Source organism: Pseudomonas sp. QS1027 (genome assembly GCF_002814235.1).
Lineage (GTDB): Bacteria > Pseudomonadota > Gammaproteobacteria > Pseudomonadales > Pseudomonadaceae > Aquipseudomonas.
In genome coordinates, this window is record NZ_PHSU01000021.1 from 73,678 (window position 1) to 98,799 (window position 25,122).

The 25,122-nt window shown below is 61.2% G+C and carries 20 protein-coding genes and 1 tRNA gene; 11 read left to right on the forward strand and 10 right to left on the reverse strand.

All coding sequences use genetic code 11. The annotated features are described in order from the left end of the window. Positions 1–98 precede the first annotated feature (98 nt). Positions 99–404 carry a YkgJ family cysteine cluster protein gene (locus CWE01_RS20055; RefSeq protein ID WP_100942285.1) on the forward strand — a complete coding sequence of 102 codons (306 nt, stop codon included), beginning with the start codon at positions 99–101 and terminating at the stop codon, positions 402–404. A gap of 147 nt (positions 405–551) precedes the next feature. Next, positions 552–7,178, forward strand: coding sequence for a TcdA/TcdB pore-forming domain-containing protein (locus CWE01_RS20060; RefSeq protein WP_100942286.1), 6,627 nt, complete (start codon positions 552–554; stop codon positions 7,176–7,178). Positions 7,179–7,195: 17 nt separating this feature from the next. Here CWE01_RS20060 and CWE01_RS20065 read toward each other — a convergent pair whose 3' ends face one another. The 6 genes from CWE01_RS20065 to hemA form a co-directional block, all read right to left on the reverse strand. Continuing rightward, entirely contained in the window at positions 7,196–7,711 is a 516-nt protein-coding gene (locus tag CWE01_RS20065; RefSeq protein WP_100942287.1) for an acyloxyacyl hydrolase, read from the reverse strand. Positions 7,712–7,828: 117 nt separating this feature from the next. Beyond that, complete coding sequence (gene murI / locus CWE01_RS20070; RefSeq protein WP_100942288.1) at positions 7,829–8,620, reverse strand: glutamate racemase; 792 nt, start codon at positions 8,618–8,620, stop codon at positions 7,829–7,831. Then, positions 8,613–9,368 (reverse strand): molybdopterin-synthase adenylyltransferase MoeB, encoded by a 756-nt coding sequence (locus tag CWE01_RS20075; RefSeq protein ID WP_100942289.1) that lies wholly within the window; start codon positions 9,366–9,368, stop codon positions 8,613–8,615. The genes murI and CWE01_RS20075 overlap by 8 nt, the downstream gene beginning before the upstream one ends. Next, positions 9,362–10,192, reverse strand: coding sequence for a peptide chain release factor N(5)-glutamine methyltransferase (gene prmC, locus CWE01_RS20080; RefSeq protein WP_100942290.1), 831 nt, complete (start codon positions 10,190–10,192; stop codon positions 9,362–9,364). The genes CWE01_RS20075 and prmC overlap by 7 nt, the downstream gene beginning before the upstream one ends. Further along, entirely contained in the window at positions 10,193–11,275 is a 1,083-nt protein-coding gene (gene prfA / locus CWE01_RS20085) for a peptide chain release factor 1 (RefSeq protein ID WP_100942291.1), read from the reverse strand. Beyond that, the gene (hemA, locus tag CWE01_RS20090; protein ID WP_100942292.1) at positions 11,272–12,561 is read right to left on the reverse strand and encodes a glutamyl-tRNA reductase; all 1,290 of its coding nucleotides are present in this window, start codon (positions 12,559–12,561) and stop codon (positions 11,272–11,274) included. The genes prfA and hemA overlap by 4 nt, the downstream gene beginning before the upstream one ends. A 184-nt stretch (positions 12,562–12,745) precedes the next feature. Between hemA and CWE01_RS20095 the strand changes: the two genes are divergently transcribed. The 8 genes from CWE01_RS20095 to ychF all read left to right on the forward strand — a co-directional run bounded on the left by CWE01_RS20095 (position 12,746) and on the right by ychF (position 19,652). Next, positions 12,746–14,470, forward strand: coding sequence for a tetratricopeptide repeat protein (locus CWE01_RS20095; RefSeq protein ID WP_100942293.1), 1,725 nt, complete (start codon positions 12,746–12,748; stop codon positions 14,468–14,470). Positions 14,471–14,474: 4 nt separating this feature from the next. After that, entirely contained in the window at positions 14,475–15,092 is a 618-nt protein-coding gene (gene lolB, locus CWE01_RS20100; protein ID WP_100942294.1) for a lipoprotein insertase outer membrane protein LolB, read from the forward strand. Position 15,093: 1 nt separating this feature from the next. Continuing rightward, positions 15,094–15,945 carry a 4-(cytidine 5'-diphospho)-2-C-methyl-D-erythritol kinase gene (gene ispE, locus CWE01_RS20105; RefSeq protein ID WP_100942295.1) on the forward strand — a complete coding sequence of 284 codons (852 nt, stop codon included), beginning with the start codon at positions 15,094–15,096 and terminating at the stop codon, positions 15,943–15,945. Positions 15,946–15,979: 34 nt separating this feature from the next. Next, positions 15,980–16,054, forward strand: a tRNA-Gln gene (locus CWE01_RS20110). Between the two features lie 46 nt (positions 16,055–16,100). Further along, on the forward strand, positions 16,101–17,042 hold the full coding sequence (locus CWE01_RS20115) for a ribose-phosphate pyrophosphokinase (RefSeq protein WP_003171603.1): 942 nt from the start codon (positions 16,101–16,103) through the stop codon (positions 17,040–17,042). A gap of 138 nt (positions 17,043–17,180) precedes the next feature. Next, a complete protein-coding gene (locus tag CWE01_RS20120; RefSeq protein ID WP_100942296.1) occupies positions 17,181–17,774 on the forward strand; it encodes a 50S ribosomal protein L25/general stress protein Ctc in 594 nt (197 codons plus the stop codon). Positions 17,775–17,944: 170 nt separating this feature from the next. Next, positions 17,945–18,529, forward strand: a complete 585-nt coding sequence (gene pth / locus CWE01_RS20125) for an aminoacyl-tRNA hydrolase (RefSeq protein WP_100942297.1) — start codon at positions 17,945–17,947, stop codon at positions 18,527–18,529. A gap of 22 nt (positions 18,530–18,551) precedes the next feature. Then, a complete protein-coding gene (ychF, locus tag CWE01_RS20130) occupies positions 18,552–19,652 on the forward strand; it encodes a redox-regulated ATPase YchF (protein WP_100942298.1) in 1,101 nt (366 codons plus the stop codon). 182 nt (positions 19,653–19,834) lie between these two features. Here ychF and CWE01_RS20135 read toward each other — a convergent pair whose 3' ends face one another. The 3 genes from CWE01_RS20135 to CWE01_RS20145 all read right to left on the reverse strand — a co-directional run bounded on the left by CWE01_RS20135 (position 19,835) and on the right by CWE01_RS20145 (position 22,302). Next, the gene (locus CWE01_RS20135; RefSeq protein ID WP_100942299.1) at positions 19,835–20,887 is read right to left on the reverse strand and encodes a YhcG family protein; all 1,053 of its coding nucleotides are present in this window, start codon (positions 20,885–20,887) and stop codon (positions 19,835–19,837) included. 379 nt (positions 20,888–21,266) lie between these two features. Then, a complete protein-coding gene (locus tag CWE01_RS20140; RefSeq protein ID WP_100942300.1) occupies positions 21,267–21,854 on the reverse strand; it encodes a hypothetical protein in 588 nt (195 codons plus the stop codon). 4 nt (positions 21,855–21,858) lie between these two features. Beyond that, positions 21,859–22,302 carry a DUF3592 domain-containing protein gene (locus CWE01_RS20145; RefSeq protein WP_100942301.1) on the reverse strand — a complete coding sequence of 148 codons (444 nt, stop codon included), beginning with the start codon at positions 22,300–22,302 and terminating at the stop codon, positions 21,859–21,861. Between the two features lie 561 nt (positions 22,303–22,863). On the opposite strand from CWE01_RS20145, the gene CWE01_RS20150 reads away from it, so the two are divergent. Next, a complete protein-coding gene (locus CWE01_RS20150; RefSeq protein ID WP_256579387.1) occupies positions 22,864–23,922 on the forward strand; it encodes a Fic family protein in 1,059 nt (352 codons plus the stop codon). 56 nt (positions 23,923–23,978) lie between these two features. On the opposite strand, the gene CWE01_RS20155 is transcribed toward CWE01_RS20150, so the two are convergent. Beyond that, positions 23,979–25,043, reverse strand: coding sequence for a GGDEF domain-containing protein (locus tag CWE01_RS20155; protein ID WP_218274291.1), 1,065 nt, complete (start codon positions 25,041–25,043; stop codon positions 23,979–23,981). Between the last annotated feature and the right edge of the window lie 79 nt (positions 25,044–25,122).

A 25,122-nucleotide genomic window follows, 5' to 3' on the forward strand; every position in this document is an offset into this window, starting at 1 on the left:
AGTAGGCACCTGACACGCCAAGGCCATGCGGTATCCGGCTATCGAGAGACATGCCCTGCGGGCATACAGCGCCGTGGCAACGGCATACACTGGCGCCCATGACCACGATTCCCCTGACCGACCTCATCCCACCGGCAATCAGTTGCTCTTCCTGCGCGGCCTGCTGCTGCCGGCTGGAGGTCATGTTGATCACTGATACCGGTGTCCCCGAACGCTACATCGACATCGACGACTGGGGCGGCGAAGTGATGTTGCGCCTGGACGACGGCTGGTGCGCGGCACTGGATCGCGACAGCATGCGCTGCACCATCTACGAGAAACGCCCGCTGATCTGCCGCGAGTTCGAAACAGGCTCGGAGGACTGCCTGGAAGAGCGCCGCGGAATCGCCACGGCATATCGCTGAATCGAAGGGCCGAATCAGGGCGATTTCATCCCCAAGTCAAAGACACGTCTCATATATCCGGTGAACCCGCTCAATCCACACTTGGGACCGCACGTCACAAGTAGCGGGCAACTCAATGTTGTCCCCGGACCCTGAGATCACTGGCTCATGAAGACCCTAGACCCTCCCTGTATTTCGCCCCCCTGCGCAGCCGATACCCTGCCGGCGCCGACCGACAGCGCGCCGCTCCAGTCGCAGCAGTTGCTGTCGCTCAACACCTCCAATGCGCAAGTGGTCGCCCTGCTCGATGAACTGCCGCGCCCGGCCATGCCCAAGGTGAATCCGGCGACCGACAAGACTGAGCTGATACGCCAACTCCGACAGGGTTATCTGGCGCAGCTGGAGCAGTTCTGGACACAACCCAATAGCGCCACCGGCGGTTTGCCCTCCGATCAATGGCTCGCACTGACCCTGGAGACGCAACTGCGGGCCGAGGCGCAACTGCGCAGCGTCGATGGGACGCTGGACGCCGACGACCGGCAACTGATTGATCAGGTACTGAGCCTGCCCACACGGGAACAACGGGAAAGTGCACTGCCGGTCCTGCCCGTCGTCCATCGACCCGGGGTGTATGGCATTTCCTTCCTGGAAAAAAACACCTCGGCCCCATGGCCTGGCGCACTCGTGATCACCAGCCACGACGGCGCCGTGCTGCTGGGCAGCGATCCCGACCCGAAGCAGTTCAAGGGCAAGAAAGTGGTCGAGACCCACAGTGATCTCGGACGGGTCGTGCTCTACACCCTGGAATATGGTCTCGAAGCCTTTTCCTCCCTCAGAATCCTGTACACGACACTGCTGGTGCGAACCGGGCAAAAAATCGCGGACCGTTTCAGTGCCAGCGATGACAAGCACGAAAACCTGTTCGACTGGCAGGTCCGGTCACTGTGCAACGCCCAGCAAAAGCAGGTGAACGATGTGTTTGCCGCCTTCCCGGCGGACACGTCGAAGGCAATGCTGGAACGCCTCGAAGCCGCTGCGGACCTGCGTGATATTCTGGATATCGGCACGCGCGTGAATCGGCGCACACAAGCCTTGCAATACAGGATCTGGCGGCAAGTCTTCAAGGAGGCCGACAGGCAAGATTGGCAGCGCTACAGAGTAGCCGCCGACAAAGTGCAGGCCGGCAGCCTGGCGCTGGCCCTGGCCTTGATCGATGCACTGCCGCCAACCTCGCCCAACGACAGCCGCGGCGGGCCGAGCATCCCGGATCAGGCAGTACTGGATGCCATCGTCCAGGCCCTGAGCGAGCAGCCGTCGGTCTCGACCAGCGCGCAGCGGGCACAGGCGATACGCGATACCTGGCAATACGCCAATGCCGCGTGCCTGCAACTGGCGCTGCTAGACGCCACGCTCCTTGGCCGAATCCCTGCGCGCCAGCGACAGTGGGTCCAGGTGGTGCTCGACTATCCGACCCCGGCCACTCGCCCCACGATCGGCACACACGTCATCAGCGCCAACGCGCTGGGTTTGTGGGTACATCACGAGAATGCCCAGAGCACACTCCATATCATTGGCGGCGGCGTACTCGCGATCACCAGCGCGGACCCGGACGACCCGAGTGTGGTGCTGCATACCCCGGATTCAGCCGATGACAACGACCTCAGGGTACTGAGCCAACGCGGTGACCTGGACCGGTATTTCCAGGAACCGCCGTGGCGGGACTATGTTGCCGCGCGGCTGAGAAAATCCAGTACGCCAACCCTGCAGTCGGCGCCCCCGGGAAACGCCGCTCACATCCAACTGATCCCGATGCCGGGCAACGTGCATCAGTGCCTCTACGAAATACAGCGTGACGCGCTGATCGAGCAGGCCCGCCAGCGTCTCCCCGGCAAGCCCGCGAGTAACCGGCAATCACTCATCGATCAGTGGGCATTTGGCACCGCAGCGGGCCAGAAGAACGCCGGCTTGATCGGCACCTTCCTGCCCGGAAAGGATTGGCTGGGGCGAATAAGGGCGACCGGACAAACAGACATTGCAGTGCTGCCCGGCAGCCAGGCGACAGATCGCCAGGGCACAAGCGGCACCGACACCCTGCCACCCGAGAGCACGGACATTGCGACCCTGGTCAGCCGGACGGGTGCCGATGGCAAGACCTTGCTGACTGCCGGCCCGGTACTGCAAGCGATCCCTGCGCCACGCCAGCCCCTCGGCACAATGCGGCTACGGTTGCTGGGCGGTGCGCCGACGGGGCCATCCCTCAGCGGGCAATTGTCTCCTGCCGTCTCAGCGCGACTTTCAACCCTGGCCGGCCTGGTTCGCCTGGGGTCCTGGAACTCACAGGTCATGGACATCATTGCGCCCCTCATGCCCAGCCTGGCGGAGTGGCCGCAAGACAGTAACCTGGTGATTATCGACGCCCGCGACCCGGGATTTGGCTGGTCGGTACGCTACCGGCAGGGACTGCGCGAAGACACCTATGGATACCGGGTCAACCCGGAGCTGTTCGGTGCCCTCCATGATGTGGTGCTGTACCGATACAGTCCGAATCATTATCGCGTCTGGCTCGACGGCAACCCGGTGGACGTCCCCGCCGGACAGGACAGCTTCTTTCATGCCGTGGCCCTGTCGCTGAACCGGGGCCATGAGCCCGGCACATTCACGGTCGAGAGACTGCGTAATGCCGCCGCCGATCATATCGAACACAATCCGGATATCGCGCCCTTCGTGACCGCGGAGCATTTGCCTCTCTATGCCCAGGCACTGGAGCATTGCCTGGAGCTGAATATCTGGCTGGGCGATAGCAGCTATCGAGAGTTGACCGCCATCCTCAAGGGCTCCGCCAATCCGTACGGTCTCTTTCAGCCGGTCATCCGTTACCTGGAGACGACCTTGCCGTCACGCTCACCGAGGATCAGAGCCGCCGTCGACGATGCGTTCAACTCCGTTCGTGAGCGCCATGACCTGCGCCCGCTACCCGCCGAAATACGCCAGATCATTGATCGCTATATTGATGCCGCCCCTCGTCCGGAACTGTCCCTGTGGGTCGACGAGCCGCGGCGCAGGCTGCTGCTGGAAACGCTGTTGATCGGGCCCTCACAAGCGACAGATATCGACTTCCTGATTCACCACACCTTCATTTTCAATGACAGCGTCCGGCATATCCTGCTGGAGTATGGGGTGACAGCCACCCAGCTACGCCTGTATGCACTCCAGCACATCGGCAATCAGATCAGCGCGCGACGTGACTTGATCAGGGCCGTGCTCGGTCGCGTCCCGGCGCTGCTGGAGCGGGTCGATATCATTTTCAGTTCAGCGAACCTGACCCCGCCCCTGGAAGAGGGGCTCAACACCCATCAAATCGCCCATTTGCTCCACGACCCGCAAATTTCAACGGACAGACTGCGATTGATCGCCCGCTGCGCGGATGCCGGCATCATCCGTATCAACCTGCTGGAAAACGCAGACGGGATAAAGTCGTTGACTGACGACGTGTTGACCCGACTCCTCGAACATCAGCAGGAACTGCTGGCTGTAGCCCGGCAAATGGGCTTCCAGGAAATCGCGCCCCTGCTTTTGCCCTTCAAGACCAATGCCCCTTCATGGAGCCGACATTGCTTCCGATCGGCCTATCTCGCCAATGCCAGGCTCCAGCTTCTGCTCGATACACCCGAACTGTTTGCCTTGCTCAGGAAGAAATCGGGCCGGGTCCTCGACAAGATGTGGACCCAACTGACCAGCAACACCCATGACAATGCCAGGATTCGACATGCACTGGCCAACCCGCTCCACACGCTCAGCAGCCTGGCCCAACTGAACAGAGTGCTGAACGCGGCTCTTCCGAACACAGGAGAAGCCGGACCTTCGACGCAGTCGCAGCCAGCCTGGCTTAGGGGATATGAGATGCACAGCCGATCGGCGCTGGATCCGGCCGGACCGGATGCGCGAGGCCTGTATCGCACGCCGGACGGGAGGACGTACATCCTCCATGAAGGCCTGCGCTACGAAGTCCGGGCCTTCCGCGACCGGTTCAGGATCATCCATGCCACCGAAGGTTTCAGGCGCTCGACCTATGAGGTGCAACGCCGTACCGACGGTTCGTGGCAGCTTATGGACGCCCCGGGGCTGGGCGGCGATATGCGCAGGCCCTATCCCCCCATGGCCGAGCAATCCCGGATGCAACGTAGCGCGTTCGCCGAGCTGGGCCAGGCCGCGCAACAGGAGTGGCAAAGGCTCGGAGCCGACGCGGCAGTGTCCGGCCGGGTCCCCGACCTCAACGCCATCGAATCCAGCGCCGCAGGTTACACGATGCCGCTGATCGGCCTGGCCAGTAAACCCCGCCAGCACCTGGAACTGGAGAAAAACAGCGCACTGGCCAGGCTCTCGACACGCATCCGCAACTGCGTAGACACAATCCACCAACACTTCGAATTCCAGGGCGGCCAGTTACTCCCGCGCCCAGGCGTCACCCACCATGAGGTGGTCCACGGCCTGGCCCAACTCGATGGCCTGAACAGCCTGAATACCGGCTTCGCGCTGTTGCTGCTCAATAGCGGCAGGCGCCATGTCTTGTCGGCGGAACTGGCCAGCGCGGTCCAGGTGCAGTTCTACACGCAACTGGCCCAGGTGGTCGTCGGCGTAACCTGCGACGGGACAATACTCGCCCGGGCGATTTACCTCGGCCTGAAGGATGCCGGGCACCTGGGCGCAGAGAGCCTCAGCCTGCTGGACAAGGCCGGCCGGGGTATCCGCCTGGGCGGCAAGACGCTGACCCTGGGTGGATTGCTGGCTGCCGGCAATGCCTTGCTGGTCCTGGCCAGCCTCGGAGTGGACAGTTACCTGCTGGCCCATGCCGAGAGCGCCGAGGAAAAAGCCACCTACGGCACCAACGTCGGGCTCGATACCCTCGCGCTGGGCACGGTACTGGCCGGATTTGCCGAGGGCGCCGAGTTCCTCGGTCCGCTGTCGATACCCCTGGCCGGCCTGGGCCTGGGCGCCAGCAGCCTGGTGTCGGTGTTCTTCGCCAAGGCCCACCAGGTCCTGGCCACGGGCGAGCAATTCACCCGGGAGGTCCAGGCCTATCGCGCCGGGTATGTCGAGGATCCTGACACCCATGCGCTGCGCATGGACGGTCCCGTGGTGGTGACCCATCTGGATCAGCGCAACGGCCAGGTCTACCTGGGCAGCCCGAAGATCTACACCGTCGACTATTTGTCGTCGGGCGATCCACGCGTAGTCCTGGACGAACGCCAGGCGATTGATGTCGGCCTGGTCCTGGAACTGCCCAGGCAGAGGCCGTTGCCCGTTTCGCAGAGCATCCGGATGCTGCATCTTCCGGGCACGCCCAAGCACACCTACCTGCCGCAATACGGCTGGCTGGTGGGCGCCACCCAGCGCAATGACGCCGAACTGCAGGTGTTCAAGGCCCTCGAACAAAAGACCCAGGGCAAGTTCATCGAAGCCGAATGGGTCGCGGTCTTCCAGAAGGTCGTGGAAAAGCTCGAGCCTCACTACCAAGCCACGCGTATCCGGGTCAGCCTGGGGCAGACCGCGCCGCCGTTGGTCATGGACGATTTGACGCAAGGGGCTCAGTACCTGAGCTACGACATCGAAGGCCAGGGTAGCCAATATGACCTCTACCTGAGTGACGGCGCGACGATCAATCTGTCCAGTTGCACCACGTCCAGGCCCTCCACCTGGGTGCTGCACACCGATCACCTGGGTCGCCCGGACGACATGCGGCTTGAGCCCGGCCGGCTGACGGTGGGTGACGTCGTGGTACAGGTTCAGGGCAATGAAGTCCTGTATGCGGTCAACCAGCGCGATGAGGCCTACCGGCTGGATCTTGCCGGCGGGCGCTGCATGCTGGTGACCCTGAGCGCCCGGGACCACGAGAACATGAGTACGCTGGTGCAGCGCCTGCAAACGCTGCAAGGCCAGCAGCCATTGGGCACGCCGGTGCTTGTCGAAGACCTGTCGGTGCCGGAATGTCCGGGCCGTGGCATCTACTATCGACCCACCGATGGCAGCTTCGCGGCCATTCCCGTGGACGGGGAGGATCACGGCGAGGAGCTGTACCAGATCCCGGCGTCACCCGAAATGCTGGTGATCGCCCCCAGCCCGCAGCGCGAGAAAGTCCAGGAGGCCGCCGCGACACTGGTCGAACTGACGGCTTATCTGAACGCCGAGTATCAGAAGTTCGGCGGGCGCTCGGCGGGATTCTGGAGTGCCCACCCGGCCGACGGCTTGCCCGGCAACGAGCAGTACTATGGCGATTATCTGCGGGCGCAATACCGGCTGGAGGTGCAGCGCGCGCGCCTGCAAGGCGACTACTCGGACACCGCGTACCCAATGATGCTGCAACTGCTGCCCCGCCACGAACGCGAGCACCCGACTCCGGGACCGCGCCAGGTGCAGGTGCACCGCTTGAGTATCAACGGCTATACGTCCGATGACATCCTGATACTCGGCGATCCCCAGCAGGGTACGCTGTTGTTGTGGGTGCCCGCGTCAACCCCGGCATTGAGCGAGTTCACTGGCGTCAGCGGACTCAAGGCCGGTGTGCAACGGTGGGCTGCCGCGGACGCGACACGCCAGGCGCTGCAGGAACACTTCCCGCGCAGCTGTCGCGCCAGTAATCACAGTGCCCTCTGGGGCTACATCGGAACGGACGAGGCGCTGGAAAAGCTCGGGGACAACGGCGACTGGACGTTGATCCAGATCGATCGCTACCCCATCGATGACGACGATGTATTTGCCGCGCTGGCCCGCTTCAAACGCCAGAGCGAAGGAGGCTGACGCTGAACGAACAGCCGTTACAACGGTATCGTGTAGTGCAAGGCGTAGCTTTCGATGCCCTCGTTCGGCGTGCGGATACCGGCGTTGGAATAGTGGGTCGCGCGGATCCCCACCTCCTGTCCACCGGCGAAACGCAGGCCGAAACCCAAGCGGTCCTCGAAGAGGAAGGCCGAGCCCAGTTTGTTGTCTTCCACTTCGGTGTGGGCAAACAGGGCAACGCCGATCCCCGCCTCGATATAGGGTTTGATCGAGGCCCCGGAAAACTCGTAGACGAATACGGGGGAGAACGACAGGCTGTGATTGCTGGGACTCTTGTCGCCTTCCCAGTAGGTGTAGGCCCCGCTCCAGTAGCCGGTCAGGCGGCCCACATCGCTTTGCAGCCAGCTTTTGTCCCAGTTCGATTGCAGGCCCAGGCGATAGGCCCGGGTCGAATCACTGGTCTGGCCAACGGAGAATTCGACACCGGCCGCCTGTGCCATGGCGCCATACCCCAGGGTGGCCGCAAATGCAGCCAGGCAGAACAATCGCTTCATGAGAAATATCCTATTTCCAACGCATTTCAGGTGCAGCCAAACAGCTCCCCGCAATACGCAATATGAAGCTTGGCGTTAAGCCTGGGTTCACGGGGATTCGCCGCTCTATGCCGACGTTTACCCTGTGAAGCTTTGCACAACCCCGGACTTCTGCCAGAGCATCGGCAGAATTTTCCTGAAATGATCCGGATCGGCGCTGGTCCAGAATTGCGCCTCGCGCGCAGGTCCCGGGGACAGCAGGTCGCGCGCTTCCAGCAGGCGCTGAAGTTGCCGGGCCACGGCGGCGCCGGTGTCGATCAGGCTGATGGACGCCGGAATCATCTCCAGCAACAGCGGCTTGAGGAAGGGATAGTGGGTGCAGCCGAGGATAATGGTGTCGCAGCCCGCCGCCAACAAGGGCTCGACATAGCTGCGCAGCAACTGGCGCAAGGCCTCGCTGTGCAAATCGCCGTCTTCGATCATTTCCACCAGGCCAGGGCAAGGCTGGGTGATCACCCGTACATCGTTGGCAAAACGGTCGAGCAAGGCGGCGAACTTGGCGCTTTGCAAGGTCCCGGTGGTCGCCAGCACGCCGACCACGCCACTGCGGGTGGCCGCCGCCGCGGGTTTGACCGCCGGCTCCATGGCCACCAGCGGCCAGTCCGGGTAACGCTGGCGCAAATCGGCGGCAGCGGCCACCGTGGCGGTATTGCAGGCAATCACCAGCGCCTTGGCACCCTGCTCGCGACAGAAACCAGAGATCGCCGCGCAGCGCTGGCGAATGTACTCCGGGCTCTTTTCGCCGTAGGGGATATGCCCGCAGTCGGCGACATAGAACAGCGACTCATTGGGCAGCAGGGCCTGGATTTCCTTGAGCACCGACAAGCCGCCGACGCCAGAGTCGATTACCGCGATCGGTGCGTCACGCATCGCCGCCACCACAGACGCTGCACTGCGGATCGCGCTTGACCCGCAGCTCACGGAATTTCGTACCCAGGGCATCGATCAGCAGCAGGCGGCCGACCAGCGGCTCGCCGAAACCGGCCAGCAGCTTCAAGGCTTCCAGGGCTTGCAAGCTGCCGACCAGGCCAACCAGCGGACCGATGACGCCAGCCTCGCTGCAGGTCAGTTCGGCTTCGCTGCCGTGCCCGTACAAGCAGTGGTAACAGGGGCTTTCCGGACGGCGCGGATCGAACACCGAGAGTTGCCCCTCAAGGCGAATCGCCGCGCCGCTCACCAGCGGCTTGCCGGCGGCGACACAGGCGGCGTTGACGGCCTCGCGGGTGGAAAAGTTGTCGCAGCAATCGAGCACCAGATCCACCGCCGCCACCGCGATGCCGAGTGAATCGGCGTCGAGGGCCTGGCGATGGGCGACCAGGGTCACTTCAGGATTGATTGCCGCCAGCCGGCGCAGCGCCGAGTCGACCTTGCTCGAACCGATGCTGGCGGTGTCATGGATGATCTGGCGTTGCAGATTGGTCAGCTCGACCGTGTCGAAGTCCGCCAGATGCAGTTCGCCGACCCCGGCGGCCGCCAGGTAAAGCGCCACCGGGGCACCGAGGCCGCCAAGACCGACGATCAGCACCCGGCTGTTTTTCAGACGCAACTGGCCGTCGATATCGACCTGTTGCAACAGGATCTGCCGGCTATAGCGCAACAGCTCCTGGTCGCTCAGCACGATAGGCGCCCCAGACTGATGCGTTGATGGCCGCCCAGATCGGTACGGCTGTGGACTTCGCTGAAACCTTGCGCCGAGAGCAACTCGCGCACGGCTTCGGCCTGATCGTAACCGTGTTCGAGCATCAACCAGCCATCGGCCTCCAGGTGCTTGGGTGCCTGGGCGATGATCAGGCGCAGATCGTCCAGGCCATCGACACCGGCCACCAGGGCGCTGGCGGGTTCGAAACGCACATCGCCCTCGGCCAGGTGCGGGTCGCTCGAAGCAATGTACGGAGGGTTGCTGATGATCAGGTGGAAACGCTGGCCGTCCAGGGCGCTGAACCAATGGCTGCTCAGTACCGTGGCATTGTTCAGCCCCAGGCGCTGGCGATTGCGTTCGGCCAGGGCCACGGCTTCCGGCACGCGGTCCACCGCCGTCACTTGCCAGGCTGGACGCTCGTTGGCCAGGGCCAGGGCAATCGCGCCGCTGCCAGTGCCGAGGTCGAGCACCCGGGCCGGGGTCGCCGGCAACAGCTCAAGGGCGGCTTCCACCAGCAGTTCGGTGTCCGGCCGCGGAATCAGGGTATGCGGCGCGACTTCCAGGTCCAGCTTCCAGAACCCTTGCTGGCCGAGAATATAGGCCACCGGCTCGCCGCCACGACGACGCACGAGGAAGTCGGCAAAGGCCAGCGCGGCTTCGCTGCTGACGATCTTTTCCGGCCAGGTGTGCAGGTAACTGCGGGATTTGCCCAGGGCCGCCGCCAACAGCAGTTCGGCGTCCAGGCGCGCGGTCGGCGAATCAGGCAGGTCGGCGGCGCGTAGCAGACTGGCAATAATGGTCATTCAATCACCCAAGGCGGCCAGTTGATCGGCCTGATATTCGGCCAACAGCGGTTCGATAACGGCTTCCACCCCCCCGGCCAGGACTTCATCCAGGGAGTACAGGGTCAGGTTGACACGGTGGTCGGTGACCCGGCCCTGAGGGAAGTTGTAGGTACGGATACGTTCGGAGCGATCGCCCGAGCCCACCAGCAGCTTGCGCTCACTGGCGATGGCATTGGCCGCGGCGCTGGTCTGCTGGTCGTTGAGCTTGGCCGACAGCCAGGACATCGCCCGCGCACGGTTCTTGTGCTGGGAACGCTCTTCCTGGCATTCGACCACGATCCCCGAAGGCAAGTGGGTGATGCGGATCGCCGAGTCGGTCTTGTTGACGTGCTGGCCACCGGCACCGGAGGAGCGGTAGGTGTCGATGCGCAGGTCCGCCGGGTTGATCTCGATGGCTTCCTGTTCGTCCGGCTCGGGCAATACCGCGACCGTGCAGGCCGAGGTGTGGATGCGGCCCTGGGATTCGGTGGCCGGCACGCGCTGGACGCGATGGGCACCGGATTCGAATTTCAGCTTGCCGTAGACGTTGTCGCCTTCGACCCGGGCAATGACTTCTTTATAGCCGCCATGCTCACCGACGTTTTCCGAAAGGATCTCCAGGCGCCAGCCACGCCGCTCGGCGTAGCGCGAGTACATGCGAAACAGGTCGCCGGAGAAGATCGCCGCCTCGTCGCCGCCGGTGCCGGCGCGGATTTCGAGAAACACGTTGCGACCATCGTTGGGGTCCTTGGGCAGCAACATGCGTTGCAGGTTGCCCTCCAGCTCGACCAGTTGTTCCTTGGCTTCGCGGACTTCCTCGACGGCCATTTCACGCATGTCCGGATCGCTGTCCTTGAGCAGCGCCTGGGCGCCTTCGAGGTCGGACTGGACCTTCAACACCTGCTTGTAGGCGCTGACAATCGGCTCGACTTCGGCGTACTCCTTGGAATAGGCACGGAACTTGTTCTGATCGGAAATGACTTCGCCATCGCCGAGCAAGGCGGTCAGTTCCTCGAAACGGTCCTGGAGGATGTCCAGCTTATTGAGCAGTGACGCTTTCATTGCGGTTTCTTATCCGAAAAGCTATCCGATGAGCCCTCACCGAGGGCAAAGAGTTCCTGGGCCATGGCCAGCGCATCGAGGCGGCCTTCGGCGGACAATTTTTTCAGTTGCACGCTGGGCGCATGCATCAACTTGTTGGTCAGGCCACGGGCCAGTTGCATCAACACCTCTTCGGCGCTGCTGCCGTTGGCCAGCAGACGCTGGGCCTTGTGCAACTCTTCGTCGCGCAGGCGTTCGCTCTGCTGGCGGTAGGCGCGCAAGACATCCACCGCGGCCAGCTCGCGCAGGCGCGCCATGAAGTCGTCGACGCCGCTGCTTACCAGTTCTTCGGCGGCTTGGGCGGCACCCTGGCGGCTCTTGAGGTTTTCGGCGACCACTTCGTGGAGGTCGTCGACGCTATAGAGGTAAACGTCGTCCAACTCGCCGACTTCCGGCTCGATATCCCGGGGTACGGCGATATCCACCATGAAGATCGGCTTGTGCTTGCGCAGCTTCAAGGCGCTTTCCACCGCGCCCTTGCCGAGGATCGGCAACTGGCTGGCGGTGGAACTGATGACGATGTCGCTGTGCACCAGTTCCTGGGGGATATCGGACAGCAATACCGCGTGGGCACCGAACTCTTCGGCAAGGATCTTGGCCCGCTCCAGGGTCCGGTTAGCCACCACGATACGCTTGACGCCCTGCTCGTGCAGGTGGCGGGCAACCAGGGTGATGGTTTCGCCGGCACCGATCAGCAACGCACTGCTGCGCTGCAGATCGCTGAAAATCTGTTTCGCCAGGCTGACGGCGGCAAAGGCCACCGACACCGGGTTCTCGCCGATGGCAGTGTCGGTACGCACCTGCTTGGCGGCGCTGAAGGTGGCCTGGAACAGGCGCCCGAGCAACGGCCCGATGGTTCCCGCCTCCCGCGCCACCGCGTAGGCCGACTTCATCTGGCCGAGAATCTGCGGCTCGCCCAATACCAGCGAATCCAGGCCCGAGGCCACGCGCATCATATGACGAACGGCGGCATCGTCTTCGTGCACATAGGCACAGGCCCGCAGGTCTTCGAGGTTCAGGTGGTGATAATCGGCCAGCCAGCGCAAGACCGTGTCCGACGTAATGTGCTCCTGCTCGATATACAGTTCACTGCGATTGCAGGTCGAGAGGATCGCGGCTTCACGGCTGTCGGTGAGGCGACACAGCTGTTGCAGGGCCTCCACCAATTGCTCGGGGGTAAAAGCCACGCGCTCGCGCACGTCTACGGACGCCGTCTTGTGGTTGATGCCGAGTGCGAGGAAGGCCATTCAGGGTCGCTGATGATGTCGAGAAGCCGACAATTGTCCACCTTCGAATGATTCAGAACAACCATTGCCGTCTATTGTCCTAATGTAACGTTGCTATAAGTGTCTGGTGAGCGTCTCGGGTATGGTTCTGCCCGCCGCTTGTGTCATGATGCCCCGACCCGCAGGTAAGTCGTCCTTCTCCTATATGAATAGATCCTCCGCGTTGCTCCTCGCTTTTGTCTTCCTCAGCGGCTGCCAGGCCTTGGCACCCGTGTCGCCGGGGCATGCGCCGCCGGCTGAAGACACCACTCCGGCCCCGGAAAAGCCCAAGGTCTACAGCTCGTTCACCGAAGATACGGTGTTCAGCCTGTTGAGCGCGGAGCTGGCCGGACAGCGAAATCGTTTCGATATCGCGCTGGATAACTACGTGACCCAGGCGATCAACACCCAGGATCCGGGGGTTTCCGAGCGCGCTTTCCGGATTGCCGAGTACCTGGGCGCCGATCAGGCCGCCCTCGACACCTCGCTGATCTGGGCGAAAAACGCCCCGGACGACCTCGAGGCGCAACGCGCGGCCGCCATCCAGCTGGCCCGCAGCGGGCGTTATGACGACTCCATGGTCTATATGGAGAAGGTCCTGCAGGGCAAGGGCGACACGCATTTCGACTTTCTCGCCCTGTCGGCCGCCGATACCGACCAGGACACCCGCAACGGCCTGAAGAAAAGTTTCGACCGCCTGCTGGTCAAGCACCCGAAGAACAGCCAGCTGATTTTCGGCAAGGCGCTGTTGCTGCAACAGGATGGCGACACCCAGGGCGCCTTGGCGCTGCTGGAGAAAAACCCGCCGGAAGACGGCGAAATCGCCCCGATCCTGCTGCGTGCACGCTTGCTGCAAGCACTGAATCGCGGCAAGGAAGCCTTGCCGATCCTGGAAAAAAGCATCAAGCAGTACCCGGACGACAAGCGCCTGCGCCTGACCTATGCGCGCATGCTGGTGGAACAGGATCGCATGGCCGACGCCAAGACCCAGTTCTCCAGCCTGGTGCAGCAATACCCGGAGGACGACGAACTGCGTTTCTCCCTGGCGCTCGTCTGCCTCGAGGCCAAGGCCTGGGATGAAGCCAAGGGTTACCTGGACGAACTGATCACCCGCGACAGCCATGTCGACTCGGCGCACCTGAACCTGGGCCGCATCGCCGAAGAGCACAACGACCTGCAGACCGCCCTGGATGAATACAGCCAGGTCGGGCCGGGCAACGATTACCTGCCGGCACAACTGCGCCAGACCGATATCCTGGTCACCACCGGGCGCGGCGCCGAGGCGTCGAGCAAACTCAAGACGGCCCGCGACGAGCAGCCGGACTACGCGATCCAGCTCTACCTGATCGAGGCCGAGATCCTCTCCGCCAACCATCAGGGCGATCGCGCCTGGAGTGTCCTGCAGCAAGCCCTGTTGCAGTACCCGGACGACCTGAACCTGCTTTACACCCGTGCCATGCAGGCGGAAAAGCGTGACGACCTGGCGCAGATGGAGAAAGACCTGCGCGCCATCCTCAAGCGCGAACCGGACAATGCCATGGCGCTGAACGCCCTCGGCTACACCCTGTCGGACCGCACCACCCGCTACGCCGAAGCCAAGGAACTGATCGAGAAGGCTCACCAGCTGAACCCGGAAGATCCGGCCGTGCTCGACAGCCTCGGCTGGGTGAACTTCCGCCTGGGCAATCTCGACGAAGCCGAACGCCTGCTGCGCCAAGCCCTGGAGCGTTTCCCCGACCAGGAAGTCGCCGCGCACCTGGGCGAAGTCCTCTGGGCCAATGGCAAGCAGCGCGAAGCCAAGCAAATCTGGGGCAAGTTCCTCAAGGATCAGCCCGACAGCCCACTTCTGCGCAGCACCATCAAGCGCCTGACCGGTTCCGAGACTCTTTAAGCTTATGTTTTTGCGCCACCTCGTTGTTTTCAGCCTGATCGCCCTGCTCGCCGGTTGTGCGGGCTTCGGCGCCCGTGAGTCCGTCGAAGGCCACGGCGACCCGGCCCTCTGGGCCAAGCACAAACAGCAATTGAGCAGCCTCGACGGCTGGCAGATCAATGGCAAGGTCGGTATCCGTGCACCGAAGGATTCCGGTAGCGGGACGGTGTTCTGGCTGCAACGCCAGGATTACTACGACATTCGCCTGTCCGGCCCGTTGGGGCGCGGCGCTGCCCGCCTGACCGGGCGTCCCGGCCAGGTGACCCTGGAGGTCGCCAACCAGGGCCGCTATGCCGCCACCAGCCCCGAGGCCCTGCTCCAGGAGCAATTGGGTTGGGAGCTGCCGGTGTCCCATCTGGTCTGGTGGGTCCGTGGTCTCCCCGCGCCGGACAGCAAGAGCCGCCTGAGCCTGGATAACGACAGCCGCCTGGCCTCCCTGGAGCAAGATGGCTGGCAGGTCGAGTACCTGAGCTACAGCGAGCAGAACGGCTACTGGTTGCCCGAGCGCATCAAGCTGCACGGCCGCGACCTCGACGTGACCCTGGTGATCAAGGACTGGCAGCCGCGCCAGCTGGGCCAGTGACATGAGCGCCGCCCGCCTGACGCTGCCATCGCCGGCCAAGCTCAACCTGATGCTGCACATCCTCGGTCGCCGTGCCGACGGTTATCACGAGTTGCAGACGCTGTTTCAGTTTCTCGATTACGGCGACGAGCTGAGTTTCGCCGTGCGTGACGACGGCGTGATCCAGCTGCACACCGAATTCGAAGGCGTGCCCCACGACAGCAACCTGATCGTGCGTGCCGCGAAAAAACTCCAGGAACAATCGGGCAGCACCCTGGGCGTCGATATCTGGATCGAAAAAGTCCTGCCCATGGGCGGCGGCATCGGTGGCGGCAGCTCGAATGCCGCGACCACCCTGCTCGGCCTCAACCACCTCTGGCAACTGGGTTGGGACGAGGATCGCCTGGCTGCGCTGGGCCTGACACTGGGCGCCGACGTGCCGGTTTTCGTCCGTGGCCACGCGGCTTTCGCCGAGGGCGTGGGGGAAAAACTCACCCCGGTAGACCCCGAAGAACCCTGGTATGTCGTGCTCGTTCCGCAAGTCTCTGTAAGTACAGCAGAAATTTTTTCGGATCCGCTGTTGACACGTGACTCCGCGCCCATTAAAGTGCGCCCCGTTCCCAAGGGAAACAGTCGTAATGACTGCTTGCCGGTTGTCGCAAGGCGTTATCCAGAGGTACGTAACGCTTTGAATTTGTTAGGTAAATTTACCGAAGCAAAGTTAACCGGAACTGGAAGTTGTGTGTTTGGGGCCTTCCCAAACAAAGCTGAAGCTGATAAAGTCTCGGCCCTTCTTACAGAGACCCAAACAGGGTTTGTGGCAAAGGGAAGCAACGTTTCGATGTTGCATCGCACGCTACAGAGTCTGCTCTAGGAATCGAGTACTGGGTACTCGTTGCAACAGATACAGGGGCGTCGCCAAGCGGTAAGGCAGCAGGTTTTGATCCTGCCATGCGTTGGTTCGAATCCAGCCGCCCCTGCCATTTTCCTATACTCATCCAGGTTACCCTCAGCCTTCAGGTACTGCGCGTGTCCAAGATGATGGTCTTTACGGGGAACGCTAACCCCGATCTGGCTCGGCGTGTTGTACGTCAGCTGCATATCCCTCTCGGTGACATCTCTGTCGGTAAATTCTCCGACGGCGAAATTACTGCCGAGATCAATGAAAACGTCCGCGGTAAAGACGTCTTCATTATTCAGCCGACTTGCGCTCCGACCAACGATAACCTGATGGAACTCGTCGTGATGGCTGATGCCTTCCGCCGTTCCTCAGCCACTCGAATCACTGCGGTGATCCCTTACTTTGGTTATGCCCGTCAGGATCGCCGTCCGCGTTCCGCGCGTGTGGCTATCAGCGCGAAAGTCGTTGCTGACATGCTCACCGTCGTCGGCATCGACCGTGTTCTCACGGTTGACCTGCACGCAGACCAGATCCAGGGCTTCTTCGATATTCCGGTAGATAACATCTACGGCTCCCCCGTTCTGGTGGATGACATCGAAGACCAACGCTTCGAAAATCTGATGATCGTGTCTCCGGACATTGGTGGCGTCGTGCGTGCACGGGCCGTTGCCAAGTCGCTGGGCGTGGATCTGGGCATCATCGACAAACGTCGTGAGAAGGCCAACCACTCCGAAGTGATGCACATCATCGGTGACGTCGAAGGCCGCACCTGTATTCTCGTCGATGACATGGTCGATACCGCCGGCACCCTGTGCCACGCGGCGAAAGCCCTCAAGGAACATGGCGCTGCCAAGGTCTTTGCCTACTGCACACACCCTGTGCTGTCGGGTCGCGCGATCGAGAACATTGAAAATTCCGTGCTGGACGAGCTGGTGGTGACCAACACCATCCCGCTGTCCGCTGCAGCACAAGCCTGTGCGCGTATCCGTCAACTGGATATTGCACCGGTAGTCGCCGAAGCGGTTCGCCGCATCAGCAACGAAGAATCGATCAGCGCGATGTTCCGCTAAGGGCCCTGCCCTTTCGGATCTCTCGTTGACGAAAAGCGCCCCGCCCCAACACCTGTTGGGGCGGGGCTTTTTTGCCCATACCGCCTTTAGCGCTGGTCGCAAACGCTAGGGTGGATGTGGTTAATTTGGAGAGTCAACATGAACGAATTTACCCTGAATGCTGAAGTGCGTTCCGACCTGGGGAAAGGTGCGAGCCGCCGCCTGCGTCGTCTCGCAAGCCTGGTTCCAGCTGTAGTTTACGGTGGCGAAAAAGCCCCTGAATCCATCAGCATGCTGGCCAAGGAAGTTGCCAAACTGCTCGAAAACGAAGCGGCTTACAGCCACATCATCGAGCTGAACATTGGCGGCGCCAAGCAGAACGTCATCATCAAAGCTCTGCAACGTCACCCAGCCAAAGGCCACGTGCTGCACGCTGACTTCGTCCGCGTTGTTGCCGGTCAGAAACTGTCCGCTCACGTTCCTGTGCACTTCATCAACGAAGCCGCAGCGATCAAGAAAGGCGGCGAGATTTCCCACGTTGTGGCTGAAGTCGAAGTGACCTGCCTGCCGAAAGATCTGCCTGAGTTCATCGAAGTCGACCTGGCTGATGCCGAAGTCGGTTCGATCGTTCACCTGTCGGACCTCAAAGCACCTAAAGGCGTTGAGTTCGTTGCACTGGCTCACGGTAACGACCTGGCTGTTGCCAACGTTCACGCGCCACGTGTTGCACCGGAAGCTGACGCTGCCGAGTAATATTTACTCCGTAACGTTGGAGTCATGGAAACATCGCGAGCTGGCAAGTAGCGAGTAAAGCGGGCGGGATCGCGAAGTTTGCATCATGTAAATGAGCATGTTTCGTCCACGTTCGCCGCTACGCTGATTAGCCGCGATGTTATCCACAACTCCTAGGAAGGGCCCCTGTCGTGACTGCCATCAAACTGATCGTTGGCCTGGGAAATCCAGGCACCGAATACGAACAGACCCGGCATAACGCGGGGGCCCTTTTTGTTGAGCGCATCGCCCACGCCCAAGGTGTCAACCTGGTGGCCGATCGCAAATATTTCGGCCTGACCGGGCGCTTCAGTCACCAGGGTCAGGATGTTCGTCTGTTGATTCCCACCACCTACATGAACCGTAGCGGCCAGGCCGTCTCGGCATTGGCTGGATTCTTCCGCATCACGCCTGAAGAAATCCTGGTGGCCCACGACGAACTGGACTTGCCTCCCGGCGTCGCCAAGCTCAAACAGGGCGGCGGACACGGCGGGCACAACGGCCTGCGCGACATCATCGCGCAGCTCGGCAATCAGAATACCTTTCACCGCTTGCGGCTTGGCATTGGCCACCCGGGCGTTGCCAGTATGGTTTCAAATTTTGTCCTGGGTCGTGCGCCACGCGCCGAACAGGAAAAACTCGATGCCAGCATCGATTTTGCCCTCGGCGTGCTGCCGGATATCCTCGCCGGGGAATGGAACCGCGCGATGAAAAACCTGCACAGCCAGAAGGCCTGACTCTTATCCGAGGGGAAACACCATGGGATTCAATTGCGGCATCGTCGGCCTGCCCAACGTCGGCAAATCCACCCTGTTCAACGCCCTGACCAAATCCGGTATCGCGGCGGAGAACTTCCCCTTTTGCACCATCGAGCCGAACAGCGGCATCGTGCCGATGCCCGACCCGCGCCTGCAGGCCCTGGCCGACATCGTCAATCCCAAGCGCATCCTGCCGACCACCATGGAGTTCGTCGACATCGCCGGCCTGGTGGCCGGTGCTTCGAAGGGTGAAGGCCTGGGCAACAAGTTCCTCGCCAACATCCGCGAGACCGATGCCATCGCCCACGTGGTCCGCTGCTTCGAAGACGAGAACGTGATTCACGTCTCCAACAGCGTCGACCCGAAACGCGACATCGAGATCATCGACCTGGAACTGATCTTCGCCGACCTCGACAGCTGCGAGAAGCAACTGCAGAAAGTCACGCGCAACGCCAAGGGCGGTGACAAGGACGCCGTGGTGCAAAAGGGCCTGCTGGAGCAGTTGATCGCCCACTTCACCGAAGGCAAGCCAGCGCGCAGCCTGATGAAGAGCATGAGCGCCGACGAGAAGGCGGTGATCCGTGGCTTCCACCTGCTGACCACCAAGCCGGTGATGTACATCGCCAACGTCGCCGAAGACGGCTTCGAGAACAACCCGTTGCTGGACGTGGTCCGGGCCATTGCCGAGGAAGAAGGCGCGGTCGTGGTACCGGTGTGCAACAAGATCGAAGCGGAAATCGCCGAGCTCGACGACGGTGAAGAGAAGGACATGTTCCTCGAAGCCCTGGGCCTTGAAGAGCCTGGCCTGAACCGCGTGATCCGTGCCGGTTACGAAATGCTTCACCTGCAGACCTACTTCACCGCCGGTGTTGAAGAGGTCCGCGCCTGGACCGTGCGTGTCGGTGCAACCGCGCCGCAGGCCGCCGGTGTGATCCACACCGACTTCGAGAAGGGCTTTATCCGCGCCGAAGTGATCGCCTACAACGACTTCATCCAGTACAAGGGCGAAGCCGGGACCAAGGAAGCCGGCAAATGGCGTCTGGAAGGCAAGGAATACATCGTTAAAGACGGTGATGTGATGCACTTCCGTTTCAACGTGTAAGCGCGAAGCCGGATTCCGGCGGACGCTGACGGAAACTGACCCCCCGTACTCACGCAGTGATACGGGGGTTTTTCTTATCCAGTAGCTTCCACGGGGATTCGCTGTGATCCGAACTCTAACCAGCTACAGAGCCGGTCATACTCAAGTCCGGACGACATAACCCGACTTGCCTCAAATCTTGTTTAATACGATCCCAAAGAAGGGTTCACATCCAACAAGGCCCGCTCGCGATCCAACTCCGCGCGCAACTCCTCCTCAGTCGGCAGCACCAACTTGTACTTGCTGGCGAACAATTGCTCATTACCCTGCAAGACCGAATAGCGCACCACTGAAGCATCCTTCTGCGCACAAAGAATGATGCCGACCGTAGGGCCATCTTCCGGGCCGCGCTTGAGGTCGTCATACATGCGCACGTACATGTCCATCTGGCCAATGTCCTGATGGGTCAGCTCGCCACGCTTGAGGTCGAAAATCACGAAGCACTTGAGCAGGTAGTTGTAGAACACCAGGTCGACATAGAAGTCTTTGCTTTCGGTACTGATACGCTGCTGTCGTGCCACGAAAGCAAAACCCTTGCCCAACTCCAGCAGGAAGCTCTGCAATTGGTGGATCAACGCCTGTTCCAGGTCGCTCTCCAGCAAAGCACCTGCATTCGGCAAACCGAGAAACTCCAACAGGACCGGGTCACGCACAAATTCGCGTGGGCTCTTACCCAGTGCCTGCACGTTGCTTACGGCCTCCTGCTCCACGGCGGCGCGATCCTGACTGGCCAGCAAGCGTTCGTAGTACAAGGTACCGATCTGCCGCTCCAGTGCACGGGTACTCCAGTTTTGGGTAACCGCTTCGGCCATATACCATTGCCGCGCAGTGTCGCTTTCGACCTTGAGTAACGTGCGGTAATGCGTCCAGCTCAATTCGCGACGCAGTGCGTCGTATTTTGGAAAGACCAGAAAAAAGCCACGCATATGACGCAGATTTGTCGCGTCAAAGCCCTTGCCGAACTCAGCGCTCAGCACCTTGGCCAGCGTCGGTAGCAGTTTCTTGCCATAGACCGCACGCGCCTCACCGCCCTGCTCGAACTCAACGATATAACGACCGATCTCCCAGCAGGTTTGTACCTGCAACACATCCACGGCCCGCAGCGCCTGTTGGCGAGCCTGCCGAATCAGCCCAGCCAGGCTGCCGAGTAACGGTTGTAGCTGCGCGTCCGGATGGAGCAGCGGGGTTTGACTCATGGCACCTCCGGTACAGGATTCATATGGGTCAATTGCTAACCCTGCCAGGCAGCAGAGGTCTGGCCAGTACCTTGTACAGTCCACTCCGTTCGCCCGTTGGCGGCACAACCGTGAACTTGGAGCGTAGGTTAACTGCCACTAACCTCTCTACGAGGCGCTATTGACGAATAGTCGAACCTTAACCGTTCGGGTAAATCAGAGCCAGCACGATGGTTCAAGAGCAACCTCGTAGAATTCCGCCTCAAGCAGGGAGATCGCATCTCTCAAGCCGTCCTCAGCCTGCCTGCCCTGCCGGCTGTTCGTCGAGAGCCGTGGCAATGCGAACTCATGAGCACATCGCCAATGTGAGGATTTGTCTCAAGTGACCCGCTATAAGCGGCTAGAACAGATAACCCATATAGATCGCCGCGCTACCACCAGCCTGCACGCCGGCGTTCATGCCGGCCATGACCACCGCGCCCTTGGCCGACTGCAGCAACTGCCGGTTGACCGTGGAGGAGGCAATGAGCGAGGTCGCCGGGTTGGAGCTCAGCACCGCCGACAACGCCAGCAGCTTGGGATCAAGCCCGAACAACAGGGCCGTGGCCGAACCGCCGACCACCAGACCCGCCGCCACTTCGGTATACAGGCAAGGTCCGGTGATATCGTCATCGGTCAGGTCACGACTGAGCAAGGCGTCGCTGACAAACACCTTGCCGGTACTGGGAAAAGCCTCTGCCGCACCGGCGGCCCCTACGCTCTTGCCCTTGAGCTGGATATTGATCTTGCCGAAACGCGGCAGGCGCGCGCCAAATCCGACACCCACCCCGACGCCACCGTAGCGGTAGCTGACGTCCTTGCCCTGGGGCGAACGCAGGATGATCGAACCGCCACTGCCTGCCAGCAGGGCCACACTCAGGCCGCCGCCGCTGGCGGTCTGATACAGCCAGCGACTTTCATTGACCGGGATCGGGATGTTGTAGCTCATACGTTCAAAGTCCTTTTAGTGAATGGACCGCACCGCGACCGCGCTGACGGATGCCCCTTAGCAGACCGGCAATGATGAACACCAGACCGATACCACCCAGCACCCCGGGAGTGCCCCACAGTGCGGCCGGGTCATCGACGGTGGCGCTGTTGGCCGGCTGCTCGGGCAGGTAATGCACCCGCACGGGCTGATCCTTCTGATAGCCGAAAATAAAACCGCCCTGGGGGTAGGAGACCTTTTCACCACTGCTGGCGGTGAAGGCAATTTCAGGATGCGAGCCACCGGCATTCAAGTGGCTGACGATGCCATCGGCGGTCTGTGCGTGGGCGAGGAATTCGCGTCGATCAAGCATGAGATTGACGGAAATGCCCAACAAGACGATACCGATCAGGGCAAAAAACAGACCCTGCAGTATCTTCCCGAGGCGTGACGGGGTGGAGTTAGCCATGGCTTCTCTCGGTATTCGTCCATGAAAGAGGATGGTCAGGATAGCAAGAAACCTTCGGGAAGTGCCTTGTACAGCACGACGGATGAGACATGTTCGAGCATTGCGACGTGCTGACCGAAGCAAGGAAAGTATTGAGAATCCCAGCTAAGCGGGAGCGGACTGACTGAGCTGTAATGAGTTTTATTGAACGGAAATGAGCCGTAATGAGCTATAACTGGGTCATTGTGAGCTGTAATTTACTAAAATGAGCTGTAATTGAGCCGTAACAAGGAAAATCCCATGACCGATACATCTAGCAACCTTCTAGCCGCATTAGCTCAGCGTGCACGGAACGATCAGCCATGGGCCAGTTCGACCGAGCTCAAGAGCGAGGTTTCTGCCAGCCTGGCCACAGTAAAGCGGCACCTTGAGGCACTGGTCGATTCAGGTCTTGTGATTCAGGAAGGTCGAACACGCTCGACACGCTACAAGCTTGCCGATACCAGGAAAACACAGAACACTACACCCACGACTGGCACAGGTCCCATCTGGTCAGCCCAGAGCCTGTCGCTACGTGCAACCGTGGAAAAGCCTCTGGGCATGCGCAACGCAGTCACCTACCAACGCACCTTCGTGGACAACTACGTCCCCAACCAGACCTCGCTGCTACCACCGTCACTCGCCACGACCCTGATGGAAGAAGGACGCATGCGCGGCCAACAGCCTGCGGGCACCTACGCACGCAAGGTACTGGACCCCCTGCTTATCGAGCTGTCCTGGTCCTCTTCGCGCCTGGAGGGCAACCGCTACTCATTGCTCGCCACCGAGGAGCTGTTCAAGAGTGGCGCCACCGGCGGCGATCTGGATGCAGTGATGCTGCTCAACCACAAAGCGGCCATCGAGTTCATGGTCGACGCCGTCCCCACCTACGGCCTGACCACTCCCGTGATCCAGAACCTGCATGCACTCCTGATGCAGGATCTGCTGGCCGACCCGAGTGGCCTGGGCACCATTCGCCAGAAAGTCGTCAATATCAGCGATACCACCTACCTCCCCAGCCAGGTCCCTTCCCTCCTCGGCGAAATGCTCGAATGCATCCTGGAGAAGGCCAGGCAGATCAAGAATCCGGTCGAGTCCGCCTTCTTCCTCTGGATCAACCTGGCCTATCTGCAACCGTTCGACGACGGCAACAAACGCACGAGCCGTCTGGCGGCCAATGTGCCCCTGATGCTGTACAACAGCGCGCCATTGTCCTTTCTGGATGTGGATGTGCAGGATTATGCACACGCCATGATGGGCGTCTATGAACACCTGGATGTTTCGCTGGCCGCGGATCTGTTCGAATGGGCCTATCGCCGCTCGATCAGAAAGTACGAAGTCACCCTGGAGGCGATGGGCAAACCCGACCCCGTTCGGGTACAACTCAGGGAAGCGCTCAATGAGTCCATTGGCGCCATTGTGCGTGATGGCAAAAGCTACGAAGAGGCAATCGCAGACTTGTCGCTGCCCGCCGATCAGGCGCAGCTATTACGCCATTTGCTGATGGACGAACTCAAGTTGTTGGAGGTTTTCAACTGCGCGCGCTACCGGTTGACGATGAAGCAGACCGAGAACTGGATCAGTGCTGGCCGCCCTTTGTAGGGTTAAGCGTGGGTGCAAGTGAGATCGGCCAGTTGCTGAGCACGCCAACAGCGCAATCAAGCCAGCGCCACTTCCACCCTGTTACGCCCAGCCGACTTGCCCTCGTAGAGCGCACGATCGGCCCGGGCAATGGCGTGGCTGAGCGCCTCCTGTGCACGATATTGGGTGATGCCGATGGACAGGGTCACACTGACTTCATGGCCGTCACTGTCAACCACCAACGCCTGGATTGCCTTGCGTATGCGCTCCGCGCTGGCAGCCGCCTGGTCAAGATCGGTTTCCGGCAGTATCGCCAGAAACTCTTCCCCGCCCCAGCGGCCAATAAAATCCTGCTCGCGCATTGAGTCCCTGAGCACCTGGCTCACAGCATCGAGCACCCGGTCGCCCACATCGTGACCATGCTGATCATTGATGTGCTTGAAGTGATCGATATCCATCAACATCAAGGTCAAGTTACTGGGGCATCGATGGTGCCGCGCCAGCTCCTTCTCGGTCAGCGCAATCACGTGTCGGCGATTGAACAGGCCGGTCAACGAATCGGTCGTTGCCATCCGCGCCAGGCTCCTGTGGGCCCGGGTTACCGTGACCACATAGAACAGCGCCAGATAGCTGAACATGCAGAACACCACCGTCAGGTTGAAAACATGCACACCCAACAGCGCATTGGAGGAAATGGGCTGCAGCGGCGGGATGTACCACATGAGCACATCAAGCCCCACATAGTAGGCCCACAGGCAAGCCGCGAGGATCCATGCGCTACGGGCATGCATGGTCACGAACAGGGGCGGAATGAACATCAGCAGGAAATAATGGAAGCCGCTTTCCCAACCGATCAGCATCGTTCCCAACCCTGCGTGCACCAGCACTTCAGTGCGGATCAGCAGAATCGCCAGCCGATTGCGCCGCTGGCTGAACGCGCGATAGGCGTAGACATACATGGCCACGCTGATCACGTTGACCCAGGCCAGGATGGGTGAGCCAAGCATGAGAAAAATGAAGAGAAAAGCGACGTCCACAGCACCAGCCAACTGGCAGCAACGCATGGAAAGCTGCCAGAACTCGGGACGCGCATAACTCTTGTGCTGGTTTTCTGGGGAAGTCCCTGACATCAAACCTGTCACCTCAGGTTCCGGTTATGATTCCCGGTCCCTATGTAGGTTGACTACCTGATAGCCGACAGCCAAGTAGAGCCTGAAGTGT